Genomic DNA, 21,058 nt, shown 5'->3' on the forward strand with positions numbered 1-21,058 from the left:
TTAAAAAGAAAAGCCCGCAATAAGCGGACTGTTCATTATTCCTCAATGGGCGGAATGCCTGCCTCTTCTTAAAATCCGCGGCAGACGGTTTCCAAACATTTTCCGCAAAAATCCGATTCGGTACGCGGCAAACATGTACACCGCACCGCCGACAGCGGCACAGACAAAGACGACAATCGCCGCATGCAGCTGGCCGCTTTGGTACGTTACGAAGAAACTGAGCAGCCATTGAGTCAGCTTGACCGCGACTCCCATTACAACGGATAAGACCGCAATTAAAATGACCCGCCTCATAAGCACCGTATACGAATAGCCCGCATGACGCTTAATCATAATAAAACCGTACAGAAGAGAAGCGATATAACCGAGCGCCGTTGCCAATATGGCGCCGTCTCCCTGAAACAGTTTGATCAGCGGCACGTTCAGCACCACTTTTATAATGACGCCGATGAAAAGGCTCACAACCGCAAATTTCTGCTTATTAATCCCTTGCAGGATCGCGGCGTTTACTGTAAACAGAGAAAACAAAATCGCAACAGGCGCGTACCAGAACAAAATATCCTGTCCGATATCCGGACGAAGGCTTTCAGAACCGTAGAAGAACGTATAGGCCGGCCCTGATAACACCGACATCCCGACAACGGCGGGGATAACCAAAAACAGAATGATCTGCATCGTCTGGTTAATCTGCTGGTTCAAAAGCTTATAATTCCTGCTCGTAAATGATTCGGTTATCGTCGGGATCAGCGTCAGACCGAAAGCGGTCGCCAGAGAAACCGGAATCATGACAAGCTTCGGTACATAGAGGGTGACAATCGCCAGCATGTCCTGGCTGATGTCCTTATGGCCCGCCGCAATCATCGCTTTATTAAACGTATTCGTATCGATATAAGAATACAAAGGAATCGCCAGTCCGACAAAAACGTAAGGAGCGGCATAGCTGAAAAGCTCAATGAACATTTTTTTATAGCTTAAGTTCGCTGACGGGACGAGGTTCGGCTTCATCGCCAGAAGATCGCCTTTCCGCTTATTCCAGTAAATATAAAGGACGACAAGCCCTCCGAATGATCCGATCAGCGCTGCGAAAGTCGCATATCCGACTGCGATGACAAGGCCGCCGTTAATCACTCTTAAAATCAAATATGTCGCGCCCAATAAGAAGATGATCCGGGCAAGCTGTTCCACAACCTGAGAAACGGCTGTCGGCCCCATCATCTGGTGGCCTTGGAAAAAACCGCGTACAAGACTCATAATCGGCACAACCAAAAGTGCCAGACTGACCATCCGGATGACATAAACGACGTGGTCAATCGTAAGCCCGTTGTTACTTGCGCCGCCGAGAGATGTTTCCGCAAAAAACGGCGCCGAAATATAAAGAATCGAAAAAGCGATCATCCCGGTAACGAGCATAACCGACATTCCCGCTCTCAGCATCCGCCTGCTCGTCTCATAGTCTCCTTTGGAATTATATTTCGAGACAAACTTTGAAACCGCGGCGGGAAATCCCATCGTGGCAATGTTTAAAAACAGTGTATATTGATTATATCCGTATTGAAACAAAGCTCCGCCCGTCGCTCCGACCATCGCTCCGAACGGGATCAGATAAATCATCCCTAAAATCCGCGATATATAGGTGCCGAGCGTCAGCACGAACGTGCCCCTTAACAATTTGCTTGACATGTTTCCTCATCACCATTTTCTACGAAGATTCAACTTTTCTATTTTAACACAATTGGGCAAATAGACGGTAATAATTACAGCGGGAAACTTTTTGGGAAACTTTAAAAACACAAAACACGTTTATGGAATCCCTTTCTTTCGCTATAATAGCAGGAAGCGGACATTTCCGCCTATTATACGCGAAAAAGAAAGTTGTTGATGAAATATGAAACATTATGACGTGATTGTGATCGGCGGCGGCCCGTCCGGTTTAATGGCTGCCATTGCCGCAGGTGAAGAAGGGGCAGATGTTCTATTAATTGATAAAGGAAACAAGCTGGGACGCAAGCTGGCGATTTCCGGCGGCGGGCGCTGCAACGTGACCAACCGCCTCCCTGTTGAAGAGATTATCAAACACATTCCCGGCAACGGCCGCTTTTTATACAGCGCATTTTCCGAATTTAATAATGAAGATATCATCACCTTTTTTGAAAACCTCGGCATTCAGCTGAAAGAAGAAGACCACGGGCGCATGTTCCCGGTGACGGACAAAGCGCAAAGCGTTGTCGATGCGCTTTTGAACCGTTTAAAAGAACTGAATGTCACCATCCGCACAAATGAAAAAATCAAAGAAGTGCGGTACGAGAACGGCAGGACAGCGGGCATTACGACAAACAATGACGAACACATTAACGCACGCGCCGTCATTGTCGCGGTCGGCGGAAAATCAGTCCCGCATACCGGCAGCACCGGAGACGGCTATGCATGGGCGGAAGCGGCCGGCCACACCGTAACTGAACTCTTTCCGACAGAAGTGCCGGTTACGTCGTCAGAGCCGTTTATTAAGCAAAAAACCCTTCAGGGGCTGTCTCTTAGAAACACGGCCGTCAGCGTCCTGAATAAAAAAGGCAAACCTGTCGTCACACATGTGATGGACATGCTGTTTACCCATTTCGGCTTGTCAGGCCCCGCCATTCTCCGCTGCAGCCAGTTTGTCGTCAAAGAACTGAAAAAGCAGCCAGAGGTCAAGCTCCGCATCGATCTGTTTCCCGGCATCACCGAGGAAGAGTTATTTCAGCGGATGCACAAGGAGCTGAAAGACGCGCCGAAAAAAGCGCTCAAAAACGCGCTCAGACCATGGATGCAGGAACGGTACCTGCTTTTCCTTCTGGAGCGGAACGGCCTTGATCCTCAGATCAGCTTTACGGAGCTGCCGAAGGATCAATTCAGAGCGTTTGTTAAAGACTGCAAACAATTTACGGTTTCAGCAGACGGAACGCTTTCTTTGGACAAAGCGTTTGTCACGGGCGGCGGTGTTTCTGTAAAAGAGATTGAACCGAAACAAATGGCGTCTAAAAAAATGGAAGGCTTATATTTTTGCGGAGAAATACTCGATATTCACGGCTACACCGGAGGCTACAATATCACGTCAGCCCTTGTTACGGGACGTCTCGCCGGTTTGAATGCAGGACGTTTCTCACGCTCGCTCTAAATGGTTTAAAGCGCACTTACCTGAGCGTCCCCGTTGATAATTGACCAAAAACATGATAGAGTTTTCTGCGTTTTGTTTCACCTGATTGAGGGAATAGGAAGAAAGGAATGATCTGCAATCGTACGACCATACTAAAACAAAATGGCGTATTGAAAAAAATAGTCAGAGGGTGAGAACGTTTGAAGAAGAACATCTCCAGTGTTTTTTGGATTGTGATTGTCATCACAGCCGCTGCGGTTTTATGGGGGGCCATTTCTCCTGACAGCCTGCAGCAAGTCACTGATACGGCACAAAAATTTATTACGGATTCTTTCGGCTGGTATTATCTGCTGGCCGTTTCTATATTTGTCGGTTTCTGTCTCTTTCTCATTGTGAGTCCGATCGGCACAATAAAACTCGGAAAACCCGGGGAAAAACCGGAATTCGGCTTATTATCATGGTTTGCCATGCTTTTCAGCGCAGGCATGGGAATCGGTTTGGTATTTTACGGGGCTGCGGAACCGATCAGCCATTACGCCATCAGCTCTCCCTCAGGTGAAACAGAAACGCCCCAAGCATTTCGTGATGCGCTTCGGTATACGTTTTTCCATTGGGGGCTGCACGCTTGGGCCATATACGCCGTCGTCGCTTTATGTATCGCATATTTTCAATTCAGAAAAGATGCCCCAGGTTTGATCAGCAGCACACTGACACCGATTTTAAGCGATAAAGTGAACGGTCCGATCGGCAAGACGATTGACTGTATCGCCGTATTTGCAACGGTTGTCGGTGTGGCGACAAGCTTGGGGCTCGGAGCGACTCAGATCAACGGCGGTCTGCATTATTTATTCGGCATTCCGAAAACATTTTCCATTCAGCTGATTCTGATCGCTGTCGTGACCGTGTTATTTTTGATTTCTGCGTGGAGCGGAATCGGCAAAGGGATTAAATACTTAAGCAATACCAACATGGCGCTCGCGGCTATTTTAATGATCTTTATCCTCATTGCAGGCCCGACGGTGCTGATTATGAACTCATTTACCGATTCTATCGGCCAATACATCCAAAATATCGTGCAGATGAGCTTTCGCTTGTCTCCGAATGATCCCCAAAAACGCGAATGGATTAACAGCTGGACCATTTTCTATTGGGCCTGGTGGATATCCTGGTCGCCGTTTGTCGGCATTTTTATCGCCCGTGTATCAAGGGGCCGGACGATCCGGGAATTTTTAATCGGTGTGTTAGTGACACCTTGTATATTGGCCTTTTTATGGTTTGCGATTTTCGGCGTATCTGCAATGGATCTTCAGCAGAAAGGCGTCTTCAATGTCGCGGGAATGTCGACGGATACGATGCTGTTCGGCACACTCAGCCACTATCCGCTGACAATGGTGACATCCGTAATAACGCTTCTTCTGATCGCTGTATTCTTTATTACATCAGCCGATTCAGCGACATTTGTGCTTGGAATGCAGACGACTTACGGCTCGCTGAACCCTTCAAACCGGGTGAAAGTCACCTGGGGCATTATCCAGTCTGCCGTGGCAGCGGTTTTATTATATTCCGGCGGCCTTGCCGCACTGCAAAACACGGCCATTCTCGCTGCGATTCCGTTTTCAGTCGTAATCCTTCTGATGATCGTGTCTCTGTACAAGTCATTAGCGAGCGAAAGAAAAGGAATCAAACAAGCGGAGAAATACCAAAAACCGAGAAGTCCCCGCGTCAAAAAAGCATAATGCACAGTGAAGCCCGGCCATTCGTCCGGGCTTCTTTATTTTCGGTATAAAATGAGAGCGGAAAAACAATAAAGCTGCTCACCTTCAGGATCACAGGCCGCCGCTACCGTATATTTAATATCAACGAGCTGTTCATCAGAAATCCCCTTTAAAAATGTATTGACTTCAGTCTGCAGATCCTTTTCATGCTCCTCATCAAAAACAGCTATCTTCAGCACATCACCCTCTCCTTTCTCTATCAATTTATTCCGGTTCAATTGAAATATGATAGAGAAAAACAGATTTTCTTTTTTACTTATTTTTTACTAAAAGTATCCAAAAATAGTTGTTGAAAACGCTTACTCTCGTATGATAATATCATTTTAACAATAACCAGGTCATTTCTGTTTAGTAAATATTTAGTAAAAAGGAGATGCGAAATGGTCCGTCTCAAAGATATTGCCTTACAGGCATCTGTATCCAGCGCGACAGTATCGAGAATTTTGAATGAGGATGACTCTTTAGCCGTGACTGATGAAACAAGAGAAAAAGTTCTGAGAATCGCCGATGAGCTGGGCTATCAGCCGTCGGCAAAAAAACGGAAGAACCGCAGCCGCAGCGATACAGCGCCCCTGATCGGCGTTGTCAGCTGCCTGTCACCCGAAGAAGAACGGCAGGATCCTTATTTTTCAGCGATCCGAAAAGGCATTGAGGAAGAATGCTTTCGGCAAAAAGTTTTTATCACATCTTCTATCCATCTCGGTTCTTTTCAAGAGCATATGTTTCACGAACTGGACGGCGTGATCGTGATCGGCAGCCTGCAAGACGAGGCGCTTACGAATATCAGCGCCGCTTTCAGGCACGCGGTATTTGTTAACGGCACCCCCGATCCCGCCCGCTACGATTCCGTCAGCGTGGATTTTTATGCCGCAGCGCAAAAGGCGATAGAACATCTTCTGTCGCTCGGTTACCAGCGGCTCGGTTATATCGGCGGCCGGGAGCGGGAGCATACCGTCATAGACGGTGTAAACAGTAATAAAACGATTGAGGATAAGCGTTTGACCGCTTTCTTACAAATGGCCGGCGCCGAGCCGGAGCATGTACTGATCGGCGAATACAGCATGCACGAAGGGTTCCGGCTGATGAATGAAGCCCTCAAAGGCGGAAGTCTCCCCGATGCCTTTTTTATCGCAAGTGATTCGATGGCTGTCGGCGCTTTAAAAGCCTTGCAGGAAGCCGGCCTTCAAGTCCCGCGCGATACGGCGATTGTCAGCTTCAACGGAATTGATGAGGCAGAATACGCCAGCACGCCTTTATCAACGGTAAAAGTATACACGGAAGAGATGGGCCGGACGGGTGTCAAATTGCTTCTCGACCGTTTAAACGGCAGAACCGTCCCGCTGGCCGTGACGCTCCCCACTTCATTGATTGTCAGACAAAGCTGCGGCTCACAAGAAAGGAGGTGACGTGTCCCGCAGCGTTTATATCATATTTAAAGGAGGAAAAGATGAAACGCTTACTGGCTTTGTTTCTTTCTTTTACTTGCCTGATACTTCCCGGCTGCTCGGCAGAACAGAGCGGCGCCGGAGAAAAGCAGAAAACATTGACAGTCTATTCCACCATATCCTCAGACAGCGAACGCGCCGTATTCAGAAAGTTGGCTGATTCATTCCAAAAAGAACATCCGGACATTCAAGTAAACGTTCATTTCCCAGGCAATGACTACGAAAATATGATGAGGGTCAGAATGGCAGCCGGTGACATGCCCGACCTTTTCGACACACACGGCTGGGCCAAAATCCGCTACGGAGAATATACCGCCGACCTCAGCGGCATGTCTTGGACGAAGCGGCTCGATCCGAATTTAAACAGCATGCTCAAAGACGCCAAAGGCAGAATATACGCCTTCCCTCTGAATCAGGCAAAGGACGGACTGGCATACAACCGCACGATGTTGGAAAAATACGGAATCAAACCGCCGGAAACAATGGATGATTTTATGAAGGCATTGAGACATATTAAAGAAAAAAGCGGCGGAACAGTCACCCCCTTCTGGTTTGCCGGCTATGAGAAAAGCTCATTTGCCCAATATTACGATCAATTCGCCGCACCGCTTCTCATCACAGATCCCGCACACCGTTACAAAAAACAACTGTTAAACGGAACCTTCCGCTGGACACACTTCACCTATTTATCTGACAAACTGAAAGAGATGCAAAAGGAAAACCTGCTCAATATAGATGCCGTGACGGCAAAACGGTCCCAGTTCATTGAACTGATGGCGCAAAACAAAATCGCCTTTACGCTGCAGGGCGGCACCCTCGGCCAAGACGTCGCTCAAATCAATCCGAAGGTAAAAGTCGGCATCATACCGACCCCGGCCGTCCACAAGGGAGACGCGCCGGTTTGGATCGGAGGCGAACGTTACACGCTGGCGGCATTCAAGGATTCCCCGCGGCTTAAAGAAGCGAAACAGTTTATCGCATTTATGGCCCGCCCCGAGCATGCAAAATCAATTGCCGAAGCGACCTCGCTTCCGGCCGGATTAGTGAATGTGCAAACGGACATTTTCTACGCAAATGACTATAAGCGCTATCAGCATATTAAGGTGCAGCCTTATTTTGACCGTCTTTATTTGCCGAACGGAATGTGGGATGTGATGGGAACAGCCGGGCAGGAGCTGATGGCCGATATCTTAACCCCCGCTGAAATTTCCGCGAAACTCGGCAGGGAATATAAGCGGCTCCGGCTTCAATCTGATTCACAAGGAGCTGAAAAAGAATGAGTGATCTTGCAAAAGAAACCCAAGGATTTCAACATCAAAAGCCGGTAAAATCCGCGTCACTATGGTGGATGTACGTTCCCGCTCTTGCCACGGTTTTTATTTTCATGATTTTTCCGTTTGTCAAAGGCGCTTTTATCACATTTACAAACTGGAACGGCTTCTCACAGACGTATCAATGGGTGGGAGTCACTCAATATAAAAGGCTTTTTACAGATCCGGACACGTGGCTTGTTGTGAAAAACACTTTGCTTTACGGCATCGGAAGCACTTTTTTTCAGAATATGCTCGGACTTTTATATGCGCTGCTTTTGAATCAAAGCTTAAAAATGAAGGCGCTCACAAGAACGATCGTCTACCTGCCCGTCATTATCAGTCCGCTGATAATGGGATACATTTTTTTTATTTTCTCATATGACGGGGGTGCGCTGAATGATGTGCTTGGCGCACTGGGAATCGGTCCTGTCAACGCCTTGGCAAGCCCTGCGGCAAACCCGTGGATTATCGTCATGATTAACACGTATCAATACGCAGGCATTGCGATGATTGTATATTTGGCGGGGCTGCAAAGCATTCCGAAAGATTATTACGAAGCCGCAAAAATGGATGGCGCGGGAGGTCTTCAGCCGTTTTTCACCATCACCCTGCCTTTATTGATGCCGGCTGTCACCATCAACATGGTCATCAATATCATCGGCGGGCTGAAGCTGTTTGATGTCATTTTCGCGCTGACCGCAGGCGGGCCGGGCAATTCCTCTCAATCGATGTCAACGTTTATGTATGATTTATATTTTAAACGGCAGGATGCGGGATATGCCGCCGCCCAAGGCGTGTTTATGTCCGTCATTATTCTTGTCATCAGCTTTTCGGCTCTCGTGTATTTCAAGCGAAAGGAGACGGAAATGTCATGAAAACAGCCCGAATGCGGATTTTTACGCTGTTGGCAGCCGTTATCTCGTGCGTTCATATTGTCCCCTTTTATATTTTGCTGACCACGTCATTAAAAGCAAAAGGTGACTACAGTTCAAAATGGTCGCTGCCATCCGCCTTTTCATTTCAGAATTTTCGTGAAGCATGGGAACGTGCCTCTCTCGGGCAATCCTTTCTGAACACGATCATCATTACAGCCGTTTCCGCCGCTTTATTAATTTTCATGGGTTCGCTTGCCGCATACCCTCTCGCAAGAAGAAATACAAAGCTGAACAAAATCGTCTTCGGCCTTTTGATTTCAATCATGATCATCCCGCCTTTGACTTCCATGGTTCCTTTATACAAGATGGTCGCTGATGCGGGGCTGATCAATACGCATGCCGCAGCCATTCTCATAAATACGGCTGCATATATGCCGCTGACCGTTTTCTTATATTCAGGGTTTATCCGCTCTTCCATTCCGAAAGAGCTTGAGGAAGCCGCCAGGATGGACGGCGCGGGATTGATCAGGACTTTTTATACAATCGTGTTTCCTTTGTTGAAACCGATTACCGCAACGGTCTGTATTATTTCCTGCGTGTTTATCTGGAACGATTACCAATTTGCGATTTTCTTTTTACAAGATCAAAAGGTGCAGACATTGACCGTGGCCATGGCGGGATTTTTCGGCGAAAATGCGAACAATCTTCACTTAGTCGCCGCAGCCGCAATTATGGCGATGCTGCCGATGGTCGTTTTGTTTTTGGCGCTTCAAAAATATTTTATCTCAGGGCTGTCCTCCGGGGCGGTCAAAGGCTGAGAAGAAAAGGGAGGAATTTCTGTTGAAGAAAATTACGTTTATCGGAGCGGGGAGCACGATTTTCGCAAAAAATGTACTGGGGGACTGCTTACTGACTGAAGCATTAAACGGGTTTGAATTCGCGCTTTATGATATTGACGCTGTACGGCTGAAAGAATCCCAGCTCATGCTGGAAAACATGAGAGACCGCTACAATACGAGTATATCCATCATCTCCTACGATGACCGAAAACAGGCGCTTACACACGCCGGCTATGTGATCAATGCCATTCAGGTCGGAGGCTATAAACCCGCGACGGTCATTGACTTTGACATCCCGAAGCGGTACGGTCTCCGCCAGACGATTGCCGATACCGTCGGAATAGGCGGCATTTTCCGTTCCCTTCGCACCATCCCCGTTTTATTTGACATCGCAAAAGACATGGAAGAGGTCTGCCCGGATGCGTGGCTGTTAAACTATACAAATCCGATGGCCTCTCTGACCGGAGCGATGCTCAGACATACAAATGTCAAAACGGTCGGCCTGTGCCACAGCGTCCAGGTATGTACCAAAGATCTGTTTGACTCACTCGGCATGGATCACGAAGGGACGGAAGAACGCATTGCCGGCATCAACCATATGGCTTGGCTTTTGGAGATTAAAAAAGACGGAATTGATTTATACCCGGAAATTAAAAGACGGGCACGCGAAAAACAAAAGACGAAACATAAGGACATGGTGCGGTTTGAGCTGATGGATAAATTCGGCTGCTACGTAACGGAATCATCTGAGCATAATGCCGAATATCACCCGTATTTTATAAAAAGCCGGTATCCGGAGCTGATAGATGAACTCCAAATCCCGCTTGATGAATATCCGAGGAGATGCGCGGAACAAATCAACAATTGGGAAACGATGAGAGACGGCATCATCAACAACCAAAACCTGACGCATGAACGCTCAAAAGAATACGGTTCGAGAATTATTGAAGCGATGGAGACGGGCAGACCGTTCACATTCGGCGGCAATGTGCTGAATACCGGGCTGATACCGAATCTGCCGGCGAAAGCGGTCGTAGAAGTGCCTTGCACAGCCGTCAAAAACCACATTATGCCGTGCTATTCCGGCGAACTTCCCGAGCAGCTCGCGGCGCTCAACAGAACAAACATTAACACACAGCTTTTAACCATCGAAGCGGCCGTTACATTAAAAAAGGAAGCCGTATATCAGGCGGCCATGCTTGATCCGCATACGAGCGCCGAGCTTTCCATGAATGACATCATATCTTTGTGCGATGACTTATTTGAAGCGCACAAAGACCGGCTTCCGGCTTATCACTGATCATTCGCGATCCGGCCCCGGAAAGGCTGGATCGCTTTATATGTTCAGCACCAGTTTGACCGTCTGTAAGGTGTGTCCCCTAAAGTCTTCTTCAAATTCACATACCCATTGAAACCCTTTCGCTTGATAAAAGGACAAGGCGATGCGGTTCTCTTTTTCTGCATGGACATAAAGCTTTTTTACCCCGCCGGACTGCCTGATGCATTCTTTAAGGAGTGCCGTTCCTATCCCGCTTCCCTGGCAATCCGGGTCAATATAGATGGCGGTCAGCTCCGCATTTCCGTCTTTTTGAACCGGGGTGACATTTGCAAAACCGAGCACTCGCCCCTCTTCTTCTGCCACAAAGAACAGAGAATGCAAGAGCCGGCGTTCCATCATCTCATCCTGATAGGCGGATTCGAGAAACTGATCTTGAATGTGTCTGGGAATAATCCCTTCATACGTATGATGCCAGCTTCGTTCTGCGACTTGCCGGACCTGTTTGATATCGTTTGTTTTCATAGCGCGGATCATCGGTTTCACCTGATTCGCCTCCCGTTTTTTATAAAAAAAGAAGAAAAAGACGCACGTCCCTTTTCTTCTTCCACTTCAAAGCGTTATTTCTTCGGCTTTGTTTCGCCTTCCCACTCCAGCATGCCGCCTTCAACATTAACCGTACGGAAGCCCTGCTCATGTAAATACATACAAACGTTCATGCTTCTTTTTCCGGAACGGCAGATAAATACATACTCCTTGTCCTTGTCTAACGCATCCATCTTCTCAGGGATGTCCCCCATGCGGATGTGAACGGCCTGCGGAATCATTCCTTCGGCAACTTCTTCGTCTTCTCTGACATCAATCAGATACAGCTCTTCTCCCGCTTTTAATTTTTCTTCCAGTACGGCTGTGCTGATTTCATTTATTTTCAATGTGTGACACTCCCATTCATCTTTATGATGTTAAGTATACCAAAGCCCGCGGTGCAATTTCTATGATAGAGGCCTGATAAAAAAGCCCCTCTCTGTAGGAGAGGGGCTTCGCCCGGTCAGTTTGCCACGATATTGACAAGCTTGCCCGGTACGGCAATGATTTTTCGGATCGTTTTTCCTTCAAGCTGCTCTTTTACTTTTTCGTCAGCTTGTGCGAGCTGTTCTAATGCTGCTTTATCAGCATCAGCCGGAACCATTAATTTCGCTTTTACTTTTCCGTTCAGCTGGACGACGATTTCCACTTCATCATCCACCAGTTTTGATTCGTCATAAGCAGGCCAAGCCTCGTATGCAATCGAACCTTCGTGGCCGAGTTTTTCCCACAGTTCTTCCGCCAAATGCGGCGCAATAGGAGAAAGCAGCTTCACAAAACCTTCGATATATTCTCTCGGCAGTTCATTCGCTTTGTAAGCTTCATTGATGAAGACCATCAGCTGAGAAATGCCCGTGTTAAAACGAAGGGCTTCGAAGTTTTCTGTCACTTTCATGACCGTTTCATGATAGACGCGCTCAAGAGTTTCGCCCGCGCCTTCTGTCACTTTGCCCGTCAGCTCGCCGTTTTCCTCGATAAACAAACGCCATACGCGGTCAAGGAAGCGGCGCGCTCCGTCAAGACCTGATTCAGACCAGGCGATAGATGCGTCAAGCGGCCCCATAAACATTTCGTACAGGCGGAGCGTATCTGCTCCGTGAGACGCCACAATTTCATCCGGATTGACGACGTTTCCGCGGGATTTACTCATTTTTTCATTGTTTTCCCCGAGAATCATTCCTTGGTTATACAGCTTTTGGAACGGTTCTTTCGTCGGCACAACACCGATATCGTAGAGGAATTTATGCCAGAAACGCGCGTACAGAAGGTGAAGCACGGCATGCTCCGCTCCTCCGATGTAAATATCAACGGGCAGCCATTTATCCAGTTTCTCAGGTGAAGCGAGCTGATCCGGATTTTTCGGGTCGATAAAGCGGAGGAAATACCAGCAGCTTCCCGCCCATTGCGGCATCGTGTTCGTTTCTCTTCTGCCTTTTTTGCCCGTTTCAGGATCAGTGACTTCCACCCACTCTTTAATGTTGGCAAGCGGTGATTCACCTGTTCCGCTCGGTTTGATCTCATCGGTTTTCGGCAGAATCAGCGGCAGCTCTTCCGCCGGAACGGCTGTTGACGTGCCGTCTTCCCAATGAATAACCGGAATCGGCTCGCCCCAATAGCGCTGGCGGCTGAACAGCCAATCACGCAGGCGGTATGTCACTTTTTTCTCACCGTTTTTCGTTTCTTCAAGCCAGGCGATCACTTTTTCAATCGCTTCCGCTTTATTCAGTCCGTTCAGAAAGCCGGAATTGACATGCTCTCCGTCTCCCGTGTACGCTTCTTCTTCCGTGTTTCCGCCTTTTACGACTTCTTTGACAGGCAGGCTGAACACTTTGGCGAATTCAAAATCACGTTCATCATGCGCCGGCACGGCCATTACAGCGCCCGTTCCGTAAGAGGCGAGGACATAATCCGCTATCCAGATCGGCAGCTTTTCTCCGTTTGCAGGGTTTACGGCATATGCGCCCGTGAAGACGCCTGTTTTTGTTTTCGCAAGATCCGTCCGTTCCAGGTCACTTTTCGCCTGTACTTCTTTAACATAAGCGTCTACCGCTTCTTTTTGTTCAGGCGTCGTGATGGCCTCCACAAGCTCATGCTCAGGAGCCAGTACGGCATAAGCCGCGCCGAACAGCGTGTCCGGTCTTGTCGTAAACACCGTAAACGTGTCATCAGTGCCGTCGATCGCGAAATGCACGTTTGCGCCTTCTGAGCGTCCGATCCAGTTGCGCTGCATGTCTTTAATGCTTTCCGGCCAGTCAAGGTCTTCTAAATCTTCAAGAAGCCTGTCCGCATAAGCGGTGATTTTCAGCATCCATTGTCTCATCGGGCGGCGTTCAACCGGATGGCCGCCCCGCTCGCTTTTGCCGTCAATGACTTCTTCGTTCGCAAGCACCGTTCCAAGCGCCGGGCACCAGTTGACCGGCACTTCGTCTACGTAAGCGAGCCCTTTTTCGTACAGCTTAGTGAAGATCCACTGCGTCCATTTGTAATAGTCCGGATCAGTCGTATTGATTTCACGATCCCAATCATATGAAAATCCGAGTGATTGGATCTGGCGGCGGAAATTATCTATATTTTGTTTTGTGAACTCAGCCGGATCATTCCCCGTGTCAAGCGCGTATTGCTCGGCAGGAAGCCCGAACGCGTCCCATCCCATCGGATGAAGCACATTGTATCCTTGCATGCGTCTCATGCGCGAAAGGATATCGGTTGCCGTATAGCCTTCCGGATGTCCGACATGAAGGCCGGCTCCTGAAGGATACGGGAACATGTCAAGCGCGTAAAACTTCGGCTTGTCATTCTCTTCACTGACGGCGAACGTTTTATGATCCAACCAGTAATTCTGCCATTTCTTTTCTATTTTTTCGTGCTGAAAACTCAACGTAAAAACCTCCTTCTGATTGAATACGGCGTATGTAGTCCAAGTATTGACGGGATGAGGAAGATTATATTCAGATTATTCTAAAACTAAAAAAAACTCCCTCATCCCAAAAAGGGACGAGAGATTTTTGTTTCCCGCGGTACCACCCTCGTTAGCGCGCTTTTAAGCCGCACTCACTTGATACTTTTAACGCAGTTATGCGTCAGCGGTTTTGCCGCTGCAACTCTGAGGCGAGTTCGGAAACAGACTTGATTGACTTGCACCGGCCGTCAACTCTCTGATTGCAAAATCTGCTTCTTACTGCTCCTCTTCACTGTTCTTATCGCTACCGTAATCTTACCTGTATTTTATAGAATTCTGTTCATAAGTGCAAGCAGGTTTGTATACAATGGGAATGTACCCGGAACGGGTCGTGAGCGGGGATATTATTTTGATGGAGGATTTTTTTGCTGGTGTGGTTTTGCTTCGGCCGAATCACTGTTTTGTTCTCTGACAAAATCAAAGCTCCTGAGAACAGCTTCTCCGCCGTAGCCTGCGATTATGGATAAGATGACGAGTTGAATTCCTGAATCGGGGTCAGCGGATAAGACAAGTAAGATGGAAGCAGCCATTCCGATAAAACCATCTTCCAAAAAACCGAGATAGATAAACCGCTTTGTCATTCTGGGTTTCTCCAGCCTGCCTCTCTTTTTCACATGACCGAGAACCCCCATGATGCCTCCAATTACACAAGCAATTATTACCTGATGCAGCATCTTCATCACCTTCCTAAAGCCCTTATTTAGTAAAGCGACTTCAGGCCATCCAGCCCCCTTACGAATACGATGATTTTCGATATCTACATACCGGCGATTGAGCAGGAAAGTAAAAAGCTTGTTTCTTCCATTATATGTGAACACATGATCGGTAAGCTTGATGCATTAGATTCATTTTTCACCCAGTGACAATGACCTAGTCACTTACTTAGCGATGATGTGCCTTCCCCTTATATATTCAGTGTATATGAGGACAAGCCCGAATGACAAATTGCAAACTTCGGCTGCTTGAATCAGAACATATGTTATGCTACGGTTACTGTAGATTCATTTAAAAAGGGGAGAAACAATGGCTGAAAAAGCGCGCAGCTTTACGGCCAAAAGGGGGTTTTACATGGCTGACTCAAATGTATTCGGAAAACTGGAGCAGCTGGAGCTTATCAAAAAGGCGCTTGATCACGCACGCATCGGCGTGGTGATTACAGACCCCTCTCTTGAGGACAATCCCATCATATATACAAATCAGGGATTTATGGATATGACAGGCTACTCTTCCGAAGAGATATTAGGTAAGAACTGCAGATTTCTGCAAAGCAAAGAAACCGACCGTCAACAAGTCGCGAAAATAAGAAAGAGCTTAAACCAGAAAGAAAAGATCACGGTGCGGCTGAAAAATGTCAAAAAAGACGGCACCCCATTTTGGAATGAACTCAACATTGATCCTCTGTATGTTGAAGACAAGCTCTATTTTGTCGGTTTTCAAAAAGACATCACAGAGCAGAAAGAATACGAAAAGCTCCTTGAGGATTCCCTCGCAGAAATCACGACGCTGTCAACGCCGATTGTTCCGATCCGAAACGGCATCTCCGCTTTGCCGTTAGTGGGAAACTTAACGGAAGAACGATTTGATTCAATCGTGACAACTTTGACGGACATATTAACCGCATCTAAAGATGATTACTTAATTATAGACTTATCAGGTCTGGCCGAGGTAAACGAACAGACCGCAGACCGGATTTTCAAATTGCACCACCTGCTTAAATTAATCGGCACGGAATTGATTATCACCGGGATCAAGCCTTCCCTCGCCATGAGAATGAATCAGCTTGATGCCAGCTTTTCTTCATTAAAGACATATTTAAACGTTAAGGACGCGGTCAACGTGCTTCCGGTCGTATAAACAAAAAAATCCCGCCGAAACAGCGGGATTTTTTATGTCGTCATCGCACTTGGACGTTTTGTTTACTAACGGTTTTCAGGCGTTTGTCGTACAGCACCGTCGCTGCGATGCTGACAACAAGAAGCACCATCAGGATCAACAGCAGCACGCTCATTCCGTACTGATCAACCAGCACGCCGCCAAGAAGCGGCCCGATCATTCTGCCGCCCGTCGCCGCACTGTTGACGAATCCTTGGTAAAACCCTTCTTTCCCCTTAGGCGCAAGCTGATTGGCAATGGTAGGCACGGCAGGCCAGACAAGCATTTCTCCGACGGTTAAAATCACCATTGCGGTGAGGTACATCGGAAATTGCTTGGCGCTGAGAAGCACGCCGAACGAGACGATAAAAATACAAAAGCCGATGACCATCTGCGTTTTTAACGCACCGGACCATTTTTTCAAAACAACTCCTATGAGAGGCTGTCCGGCGACAATTAATATTCCGTTTACGGTCCAGAGCACACTGTATAATGAAAGCGGCATACCGATGCTTTGAGTATGTGACGCAACGGTTGTGGACCACTGCGAATAGGCAATCCACCCGAGAACATACCCGCCGCTCAATATGAGAAGCGCCGTAAATTTCGTTCTGCTGCTGACAGGCTCGTAGTCCAGGACAGAAACCTGGCTCGCATTTCCGGTTTTGATATTTCGAAACCCGAAAAATACGATAAGGAAAAACAGCACATACAGCATAGCATTGGCTAAAAACACGTACGTAAACGAGTACGCCGCAACCATCCCGCCGAGTGCCGAGCCGACGGCGACACCTGCGTTCTGAGCTACATAAATCGCATTAAAAGCTCTCCGCCCGCCTTCTTTCCATACCGCTCCCGCCATGGCGTAACTGGCCGGAAACACGATACCGGAACCGAAGCCGACAATGATGAGCAGCCAAATATAAACAGGCCATTGGTGAAACAGAACGAGTCCGAGAAGACTTGCCAATGTGATCATAATGCCGAGCATAATGGATTTGAATCCGCCGATTTTATCAAACAAAAATCCGCCGCATAAATTCCCCGCCACACTGGCACCGGAATTCAGCATCAGAACAATCCCCGCAACAGTCAGCGATTTCCCTAAATGATTATGAATATAGATCGTATTCAGCGGCCACAAAAAAGATGCGCCCGTCACATTGATAAACATTCCGATGATTAATATCTTCAAAGCGCGCGGCATACCGATCCCCCTCTCTCTATAAAAAATCCCATGAAAAAACGGAAACCGCAAGCCGCGGCTCCGTATCGAACACGTTATCATAGCACATTCATTCTATCGCCGCGGACGTCTTTTTTCAACACCAGAATCTGAAAAAAATAATGCCGGAATGTTGAAAAAATTACAAATGATTGAATTCATAAAAACAGGCCGGCCTCATGCTCTTTTCCTCAGCAGCCAAAACGGAATATACAGAATGAAAAAGCTCAATATCACCGCCGCTTCCATTGATAGAAGATACCACGGCCAAGGTCCGAAAACGTTCAGAAGCGAAGCGGTCTTCGGTTTTTTCATTAAATATAGGTAATTTGCATTCAGCACACGATCAATAAAAAAGACACACGCCCCGTACAGATTTACGATCAGCACCGATACCCACAGCCCGCGCGCCGACGGCCTGTACCTTTCTGAAGCAGCCATGAATAGACAGGTAAGAAAAACACAGCCGTGAGAGACGAAAAACACGATGTACCGAAAATGCGGGAAAGAATACGCCCCTAAATCAGGTGTTGCCATCGCCTGTACGGCGCTGCCCAAACCGGCAAAATAGAGGAAGGCGAACAGTTTTTTGCTTTTTGTCACGACCATCAGCATCGCCAAATAGACGGAAAGGTCGCTCAGCTGCAGCGGCAGAGCTGTTTTCAGCGACCAGGCATGATGACATAGCAGCCATATATGATAGCCGATCTGCGACACGGCTAGAAGAATGAACAGCACATATCGGAAAACGCGATTCGGCCGCCTCTGGTTGAGCTTTTTCCGGAATACGATCACGCCCGCCCCCAGCAATCCGATGATCAACAGCGTGAAAATGTGTTCCTTGGAAAAAAGATGAAAGGCTCCTGTTTCAGATTTCAATTGAAAATACTTCTGCATAAGGCTCCCCCGCGCGAAAAAATGACGTATGTCTATTCTTTTAAAAATCGCTTTCTTCTATTCATACAAAAAAAGCCTCCGCTTATGCGGAGGCTCCTCAACTTGTTTTACAAGGCGGATTGAATGACCTTTTTATAATAAAGCACCGACAGCATGCCGAAGATGGAGTACAGCAGCGTATACAGCGCCATGACGATGATCATCGGCGTCCACACTTCCGTTCCAAATAAAAACCATCCTGACTGAACGGCAAAATAGCTGTGGAACAGCCCGAGAACGAGCGGAATCCCGAAATGATACGCCTGCTTCCGGCGGATGCCTTTCAGCAGATCCCCCGTTGTGAAGCCGAGCTTCCGCAATATCGTGTAATCAGCCTTCTCATCCTCACACTCGCCCATTTGTTTAAAATAAAGGATACAGCCTGAGGTGATCAGAAAGGTTAATCCCAAAAAGCCGACAATAAACATGATCAGCCCCATGTTTTTCTTTTGGGTGTCAGCCGTTTCAAATTGTGAAAGCGCGCCGTCAGAATAGTGCTGCGCCTGAAACAGACCATCAGCTTTTTGGATGTCCTCTTCATGTTTGAGTGTAATGCCGAAAAACCGATTTGATTTTCCCTGGATGGACGGGTCGATATCTTTCTCGATCCGATCAAATACCTGCTGCGTGACGATAACGGTCGGCAGCCCTCCGCTTGTAAATGTATATGACAGGAGGAAGTCGTTCTTCAAGCCCTTATACGCCAGCGGTATTTTATCCGTTTTGCCGTTTATATCAATGGAACCTGACGTTTTCAGGTCAAGAAATCTTTTCATCATATCATTATATCCGGTAAACACGGCTTCTCCGTCAGAAAGCTCCGTCCCTTCTGCGTCTTTCTCGCTTATAATCGGCAGCGCCAAGCTGGACGGGTCTTGTTGAAAGCTTTTCATATCGCCGTTTATGATGTTCTTCATATTGACACCGGCTTGAATGGTCTTGATTGTTTTCACTTTGTGTTCAATTCCGTTTTTCTTCAATAAAGCGGTAAATGAGTCAGTCTCCTTTTGGTTATCAAAGGCAAAGTCCGCGGCTGTATTTTGCTCAGCCGATTTTTCCGCGGAATAGTACGAGATATAGCTTAAAGACAGCAAACCGATTGCCAGCGCCGAAAGAGTCGTAATAATCGTCAGCAGGACGGCGTTTGACTTCATCCGGAACATGATGGATGACAAAGACAGCACTTCACTGACATTCAGATACCCGCCTTTTGATTTCCGGATGAGATTTGCCAGAAAGCTGACCGAACCTTTATAAAACAGATAGGTTCCGATAATGACCGAGCCGAGAATAAACACCATTGCCGAAAACAGTTCATTCATGCTCGTAAAACTGCCTCCGAATAAATCCGCGGACACGGCATAGCCGGCGATAACGGCCGCAATACCGACAACACCGATCGACATCTGCACCCAAGAGAGCCGCCTTATGCCGCTTTCTGACGATGACGCGGTTTTAAATAAAGACAAAATGCTTTGCCGTTTAATAAATAAGTAATTCATCATCATAATCAGCACGTAAATTGCCCCGAACACAATTAACGTCTGAACGAGCGCCTTGCTTGAAAAAAACAGTGAGACAGAGGCTTTCACACCGACTGTATGAAACAGCATCATCATACATAATTTCGAAAGAGAAAAGCCGGCAAAAATACCGATCCAAATCGATCCGAAATACAAAATGAAATTTTCTGTGCTGAGTATGCGGAAAATGTGCATTTTCGTCATGCCGATTAATCGGAATAAGCCGATTTCCCGGCCGCGCCGTTTAATAAAAATGGTGTTGGCGTATAAAAGAAATACGGACACGATCGCCACAAGCAGTACAGAGGCGGCCCGGATTGCCGCCGCTCCTTTTATGGAGCTTTTCATTTCATCAAGCGCCGGATCGTATTGCATCGTGACAAACGCGAAATAAAGGGCGGCGCTGAACACCAGCGCAAAAACGTAAAGGTAATAGTTTTTCATATTCTTTTTCAAGTTCTGGAAGATCAAATGATGAATACTCATGCCTGAACTCCGCCCAATACACTTTGCGTTTTCATAATATCCTGAAAAAAGTCCGGTCTGTCCTGGCCGCCTTTATTCAGCTGTGTATACACACGGCCGTCTTTAATGAAAACCACACGTCCGGAATAGCTGGCGGCAACCGGATCATGCGTCACCATCACAATGGTGGCGCGGCGTTTTTGATTCAGACGGCTGAGTTTATTCAGTAAATCCATGGCAGCCTTTGAATCGAGCGCTCCGGTCGGCTCATCAGCAAAAATAATGCCCGGCTCGTGAATAACAGCTCTTGCGGCAGACGTCCGCTGTTTTTGCCCGCCGGAAATTTCACTCGGATACTTATGTCGCAAATCATAGATCCCAAGCTCCTCTGCCGTCTCGGCAAATCGCAGGTCTGCCTCTTTCTTAGACATTTTCGTAATGGATAACGGCAGGAGTATGTTTTCTTTCACGGTCAGCGTGTCCAATAAATTATAATCCTGAAAAATAAAGCCGAGATGCCGTTTTCTGAATTCGGCAAGCTGTTTTTCTTTCATGGATGTAATCTCCGTCTCATTCAGTTTAATGGTGCCCGCGCTCACTTTATCAATGGAGGAAAGCACATTCAAAAGGGTCGTTTTCCCTGATCCCGACGGGCCCATAATGCTGACGAATTCCCCTTTGTGAATCTGAAGATCAATTCCTTTCAGCACCTCTTGTTTATTCAGCTTGTTTCCGTAGCTTTTTTGTATATTGCCTGCTTCTAAAATCATCACGTTATGATTCTCCTTTTACATTGGTTATCTTTATTTTAAAAACAGAAACCGTTTTTTTCGTTTGATT

Annotated in this window: 18 protein-coding genes and 1 other annotated feature; of the genes, 8 read left to right on the forward strand and 10 right to left on the reverse strand. The window is 47.3% G+C overall.

The window, feature by feature from the left end; all coding sequences use genetic code 11:
- Positions 1-42: 42 nt before the first annotated feature.
- Entirely contained in the window at positions 43-1,680 is a 1,638-nt protein-coding gene (locus NYE50_RS16040; protein ID WP_159354484.1) for a putative polysaccharide biosynthesis protein, read from the reverse strand.
- 205 nt (positions 1,681-1,885) lie between these two features.
- On the opposite strand from NYE50_RS16040, the gene NYE50_RS16045 reads away from it, so the two are divergent.
- Both NYE50_RS16045 and opuD read left to right on the forward strand, forming a co-directional pair.
- Entirely contained in the window at positions 1,886-3,151 is a 1,266-nt protein-coding gene (locus tag NYE50_RS16045) for a BaiN/RdsA family NAD(P)/FAD-dependent oxidoreductase (protein ID WP_159354485.1), read from the forward strand.
- Positions 3,152-3,330: 179 nt separating this feature from the next.
- Entirely contained in the window at positions 3,331-4,866 is a 1,536-nt protein-coding gene (gene opuD, locus NYE50_RS16050) for a glycine betaine transporter OpuD (RefSeq protein WP_159354486.1), read from the forward strand.
- Positions 4,867-4,901: 35 nt separating this feature from the next.
- Here opuD and NYE50_RS16055 read toward each other — a convergent pair whose 3' ends face one another.
- Positions 4,902-5,084, reverse strand: a complete 183-nt coding sequence (locus NYE50_RS16055) for a sporulation protein Cse60 (RefSeq protein WP_003152309.1) — start codon at positions 5,082-5,084, stop codon at positions 4,902-4,904.
- A gap of 201 nt (positions 5,085-5,285) precedes the next feature.
- Here NYE50_RS16055 and NYE50_RS16060 point away from each other — a divergent pair, with 201 nt between their 5' ends.
- From NYE50_RS16060 to melA, 5 genes are read left to right on the forward strand one after another with little or no spacing between them, the layout of a single operon-like run.
- Positions 5,286-6,311 (forward strand): LacI family DNA-binding transcriptional regulator, encoded by a 1,026-nt coding sequence (locus tag NYE50_RS16060; protein WP_159354487.1) that lies wholly within the window; start codon positions 5,286-5,288, stop codon positions 6,309-6,311.
- A 41-nt stretch (positions 6,312-6,352) separates the two neighbouring features.
- On the forward strand, positions 6,353-7,630 hold the full coding sequence (locus NYE50_RS16065; protein WP_224988728.1) for an ABC transporter substrate-binding protein: 1,278 nt from the start codon (positions 6,353-6,355) through the stop codon (positions 7,628-7,630).
- A complete protein-coding gene (locus NYE50_RS16070) occupies positions 7,627-8,538 on the forward strand; it encodes a carbohydrate ABC transporter permease (RefSeq protein WP_159354489.1) in 912 nt (303 codons plus the stop codon). The genes NYE50_RS16065 and NYE50_RS16070 overlap by 4 nt, the downstream gene beginning before the upstream one ends.
- A complete protein-coding gene (locus NYE50_RS16075) occupies positions 8,535-9,356 on the forward strand; it encodes a carbohydrate ABC transporter permease (protein ID WP_007408803.1) in 822 nt (273 codons plus the stop codon). Before NYE50_RS16070 ends, NYE50_RS16075 begins: the two co-directional genes overlap by 4 nt.
- Positions 9,357-9,378: 22 nt before the next feature.
- Positions 9,379-10,677 carry an alpha-galactosidase MelA gene (gene melA, locus NYE50_RS16080; RefSeq protein ID WP_159354491.1) on the forward strand — a complete coding sequence of 433 codons (1,299 nt, stop codon included), beginning with the start codon at positions 9,379-9,381 and terminating at the stop codon, positions 10,675-10,677.
- Positions 10,678-10,713: 36 nt separating this feature from the next.
- On the opposite strand, the gene NYE50_RS16085 is transcribed toward melA, so the two are convergent.
- The 4 genes from NYE50_RS16085 to NYE50_RS16100 all read right to left on the reverse strand — a co-directional run bounded on the left by NYE50_RS16085 (position 10,714) and on the right by NYE50_RS16100 (position 14,877).
- Positions 10,714-11,190 carry a GNAT family N-acetyltransferase gene (locus NYE50_RS16085; protein ID WP_014418678.1) on the reverse strand — a complete coding sequence of 159 codons (477 nt, stop codon included), beginning with the start codon at positions 11,188-11,190 and terminating at the stop codon, positions 10,714-10,716.
- 83 nt (positions 11,191-11,273) lie between these two features.
- Positions 11,274-11,585: a rhodanese-like domain-containing protein gene (locus NYE50_RS16090; protein WP_021494484.1), complete on the reverse strand. Its 312-nt coding sequence runs from the start codon at positions 11,583-11,585 to the stop codon at positions 11,274-11,276.
- 116 nt (positions 11,586-11,701) lie between these two features.
- Positions 11,702-14,116, reverse strand: coding sequence for a leucine--tRNA ligase (gene leuS, locus NYE50_RS16095; protein WP_123117397.1), 2,415 nt, complete (start codon positions 14,114-14,116; stop codon positions 11,702-11,704).
- Between the two features lie 109 nt (positions 14,117-14,225).
- Positions 14,226-14,439 (reverse strand) — a binding site (T-box leader).
- Between the two features lie 102 nt (positions 14,440-14,541).
- Positions 14,542-14,877, reverse strand: coding sequence for a DUF4257 domain-containing protein (locus NYE50_RS16100; RefSeq protein WP_015418038.1), 336 nt, complete (start codon positions 14,875-14,877; stop codon positions 14,542-14,544).
- A 388-nt stretch (positions 14,878-15,265) separates the two neighbouring features.
- On the opposite strand from NYE50_RS16100, the gene NYE50_RS16105 reads away from it, so the two are divergent.
- Positions 15,266-16,051, forward strand: a complete 786-nt coding sequence (locus tag NYE50_RS16105; protein WP_022553638.1) for a PAS domain-containing protein — start codon at positions 15,266-15,268, stop codon at positions 16,049-16,051.
- 40 nt (positions 16,052-16,091) lie between these two features.
- Here the strand turns inward: NYE50_RS16105 and NYE50_RS16110 are convergent, their stop codons facing one another.
- From NYE50_RS16110 to NYE50_RS16125, 4 genes are all read right to left on the reverse strand, one after another.
- Positions 16,092-17,276 (reverse strand): MDR family MFS transporter, encoded by a 1,185-nt coding sequence (locus NYE50_RS16110; RefSeq protein ID WP_017418406.1) that lies wholly within the window; start codon positions 17,274-17,276, stop codon positions 16,092-16,094.
- Positions 17,277-17,471: 195 nt separating this feature from the next.
- A complete protein-coding gene (locus tag NYE50_RS16115) occupies positions 17,472-18,191 on the reverse strand; it encodes a YwaF family protein (RefSeq protein WP_159354493.1) in 720 nt (239 codons plus the stop codon).
- A 107-nt stretch (positions 18,192-18,298) separates the two neighbouring features.
- Positions 18,299-20,239 (reverse strand): FtsX-like permease family protein, encoded by a 1,941-nt coding sequence (locus NYE50_RS16120; protein WP_159354494.1) that lies wholly within the window; start codon positions 20,237-20,239, stop codon positions 18,299-18,301.
- Positions 20,236-20,991 carry an ABC transporter ATP-binding protein gene (locus NYE50_RS16125; protein WP_007408812.1) on the reverse strand — a complete coding sequence of 252 codons (756 nt, stop codon included), beginning with the start codon at positions 20,989-20,991 and terminating at the stop codon, positions 20,236-20,238. Before NYE50_RS16125 ends, NYE50_RS16120 begins: the two co-directional genes overlap by 4 nt.
- Positions 20,992-21,058: the final 67 nt, after the last annotated feature.

Origin of the sequence: Bacillus sp. EU55 (genome assembly GCF_038005925.1) — a bacterium.
GTDB classification, from domain to species: domain Bacteria; phylum Bacillota; class Bacilli; order Bacillales; family Bacillaceae; genus Bacillus; species Bacillus velezensis.

What these genes read in the sequence shown, in the direction of transcription:
- NYE50_RS16040 (WP_159354484.1), bottom strand. Translation starts at nt 1,680, where the DNA reads ATGTCAAGCAAATTGTTAAGGGGCACGTTCGTGCTGACGCTCGGCACC.
- NYE50_RS16045 (WP_159354485.1), top strand. Translation starts at nt 1,886, where the DNA reads ATGAAACATTATGACGTGATTGTGATCGGCGGCGGCCCGTCCGGTTTA.
- NYE50_RS16060 (WP_159354487.1), top strand. Translation starts at nt 5,286, where the DNA reads ATGGTCCGTCTCAAAGATATTGCCTTACAGGCATCTGTATCCAGCGCG.
- NYE50_RS16065 (WP_224988728.1), top strand. Translation starts at nt 6,353, where the DNA reads ATGAAACGCTTACTGGCTTTGTTTCTTTCTTTTACTTGCCTGATACTT.
- NYE50_RS16070 (WP_159354489.1), top strand. Translation starts at nt 7,627, where the DNA reads ATGAGTGATCTTGCAAAAGAAACCCAAGGATTTCAACATCAAAAGCCG.
- NYE50_RS16075 (WP_007408803.1), top strand. Translation starts at nt 8,535, where the DNA reads ATGAAAACAGCCCGAATGCGGATTTTTACGCTGTTGGCAGCCGTTATC.
- NYE50_RS16085 (WP_014418678.1), bottom strand. Translation starts at nt 11,190, where the DNA reads ATGATCCGCGCTATGAAAACAAACGATATCAAACAGGTCCGGCAAGTC.
- NYE50_RS16100 (WP_015418038.1), bottom strand. Translation starts at nt 14,877, where the DNA reads ATGAAGATGCTGCATCAGGTAATAATTGCTTGTGTAATTGGAGGCATC.
- NYE50_RS16105 (WP_022553638.1), top strand. Translation starts at nt 15,266, where the DNA reads ATGGCTGACTCAAATGTATTCGGAAAACTGGAGCAGCTGGAGCTTATC.
- NYE50_RS16110 (WP_017418406.1), bottom strand. Translation starts at nt 17,276, where the DNA reads ATGCCGCGCGCTTTGAAGATATTAATCATCGGAATGTTTATCAATGTG.
- NYE50_RS16115 (WP_159354493.1), bottom strand. Translation starts at nt 18,191, where the DNA reads ATGCAGAAGTATTTTCAATTGAAATCTGAAACAGGAGCCTTTCATCTT.
- NYE50_RS16120 (WP_159354494.1), bottom strand. Translation starts at nt 20,239, where the DNA reads ATGAGTATTCATCATTTGATCTTCCAGAACTTGAAAAAGAATATGAAA.